Origin of the sequence: Streptomyces sp. NPDC005728 (assembly GCF_040630895.1) — a bacterium.
GTDB lineage: Bacteria > Actinomycetota > Actinomycetes > Streptomycetales > Streptomycetaceae > Streptomyces.
Genome location: NZ_JBEXYL010000263.1, coordinates 1 through 2359 on the forward strand (window position 1 = coordinate 1; position 2359 = coordinate 2359).

Annotated in this window: 1 protein-coding gene and 1 pseudogene; both read right to left on the reverse strand. The window is 66.2% G+C overall.

From position 1 onward, the window contains the following. Positions 1–80 precede the first annotated feature (80 nt). The gene (locus ABZ471_RS48380; RefSeq protein ID WP_359075548.1) at positions 81–941 is read right to left on the reverse strand and encodes a hypothetical protein; all 861 of its coding nucleotides are present in this window, start codon (positions 939–941) and stop codon (positions 81–83) included. 172 nt (positions 942–1113) lie between these two features. Next, positions 1114–1504: pseudogene (locus ABZ471_RS48385) on the reverse strand (hypothetical protein); the annotation flags it as partial. Between the last annotated feature and the right edge of the window lie 855 nt (positions 1505–2359).

A 2359-nucleotide genomic window follows, 5' to 3' on the forward strand; every position in this document is an offset into this window, starting at 1 on the left:
CGCTTCCAGCCGCTCCCACTGTGCATCCGTCAGATCGCCACGAGACATCTGAAGATCGTTTCACGACCTTGATCAACATCTCAAACACGTCCTAGTTCGGAAGCGCAGGTGTGCTCGAACTGCTCTAGCCGGTCGGTTACGAGGTCGTTGACGAGGTCGGCCGCATCCTGTGCCCCGCAGTCCAGGAAGTGGCCCACCACCGTTACGGCGTTGTTGACCTGCCCCTCCGCCATGTCGATGTCGTAGGAGATGAGGTCGTTCTGCAGGCCCTCGGCGTCGGCGAAGGCCCCGTTTAGCAACCGGAGCTGCCGAGAGTTGAGCAGCCGCTGGGGAAGCTCCAATCCATAGGCATGTTCGACAAGTTGAGCCGACCATAGAATTCCGCCGACCGAGCGCCGGACCTCGAGGTACTCGATCGGGTCGAGCACCCTGCCCTCGTTCCGACTGAGGTTAGACAGTTCACGCAGCGCCTCCTCCGCCATGTCCTGGATGATGGCGACATAGCGGCGCAGCCACTGACGTGACTTCCCAGGCGCGGTGCGGGCCCAGAGGTCGACCAGAGCGCACTCCAGCGGGTTCTCCGGTGTGAGCGCGCTCGGCTTCCCGCCAGTGGGCATGAACGCGAGCAGTCGGCCGAGGTACTCCCTGGCGGCGCCCACGTCCTCGGCACCTGTGTAGGTCTGCGGGAAGTAGTCGTCGACATACCAGCCCCAGATGTACCAGTTGCTGAGGAGGTTGAGCTCCTCTGACGGCACATCGGGATGGGTCCAGGCGGCGAACAGCGCGAAGTCCATCGCAGTGAACCGCTCTTCGTCCCAGACGGGTTCGAGCATCTCCATCCGCCGCACCCAGACGAGACTCTGCGCGCGGGCTCCCTCCAGGTGGGGATTCAGCCGGGCTGGCCAGGGCATGTAGAAATCGGGCAGCTCAATGGATGTCATGATGTGCTTCCTTCCAGGTGGCAACGCCATGGCCGGGCGACGTCCACCGGTTCCCCGCACCCCGACAGCCCCCCGGCCCCGACGGGCACAACGCACAAGATCCACTCCGGACACGCCCCAATCTCCTCTCGCGAGCATCCGTACGAGGCCCAGGGGCTACGCGACGTTGGGATCAACCAGTTGCCGTCAGGAGGTCGTTGATCCAGATCATCCAAGGCACGGAGGTGGGGGCCGACGAGGTAGCTCTCGGGCGTCTTGTCATATCGAGTCGCGATGCCCCGCCAGGCTTTCAACTTGTTGATCAGGCGTTCGACGGTGTTCCGCTCCTTGTAGAGATCGGCGTCGTGGCGTGTGGGCCGGCTCCCTGGCTGCCTTTCCTCTTCCGGTTGGCGGCTTGGTCCTACGGGGCTGTCGGCAGCCTGTCCTGCGGTCAGCACGAGGCACAACGGACGGCACTTGCGGTCCGCGGCGAGATGAACCGTGCTCGTCAGCCCACCACGGGACCTGCCGAGCACGGCTTCCTTCAAGCGGAGCTTGCGCCGTCGCCTGACGCGCCGCCGCTCTTCCCGCTCGGGGTCGTCACTGGCTTCCTGACCGTTCTGTTCCGGCGGAATAGGCAGCTGCCGCAGCCGGTGGGCCGCTCAGGGCGCACCCGCATGCGGCGGGCGGCGGACATCGAACTGGCTCTGGCGGGCAGCGATCCGTCCACCGGGCGGCCGCCGACCGCCAACTGGGGGTGGCGGTCCCGGACGAGGTACTCACCGTGCCCGGCGTCTGGTTCGACGAGCCGCCCGGGGTGCACGTGCGCATCTGGCGCGGCCCCGCCGCCGGCACCCGCCGCACGGTGGTGCTCTACGGCGCTCTGGCGGAGTCGCACGACATCATCATCAACTTCGCCCAGACCGTGGCGCGCGCCAGCCTTGGGACACGTGCTGGGTCAGCCTCTGCTCGATGTTGGCAATGCCCCACGTCAGAGCCTGGTAGCTGTCGTGCTGACGTCGGCGAGGTAGGCGGTCTCTGTGTGGCCGCCGTACTTCATCTGGTCGGCGGTCATCGCTTTGGTTGTCCAGGATCCGGTGCGGGGCGGCGGCGTACAGAAGGCCCGCACCCTTCGGGGGAAGGTGCGAGCCCTCTGTGACAGCAGCTGGGTCTCCAGGGAAGCGTCCGTGGATTGGCAGCTAGAGATTCCTACGGCGGCCGTCAGTTATGCCGTGTGGGATCTCATGGTGGGAACGAGGTAAGCGATCACAGGGTTACGGCATCAGGGCCTGACGACCTGCTGTGGCCGGGACAATTACCGGATGGCGGCGGGTCGGCCTGCACGTGGAACGGCGCCGCCGTGGTGTGGGCCGCCCAGTACGGCACCCTCACCTTCCACCCCTGGCCGGTGCGCCGCACCCACGTGGACCACCCCGACA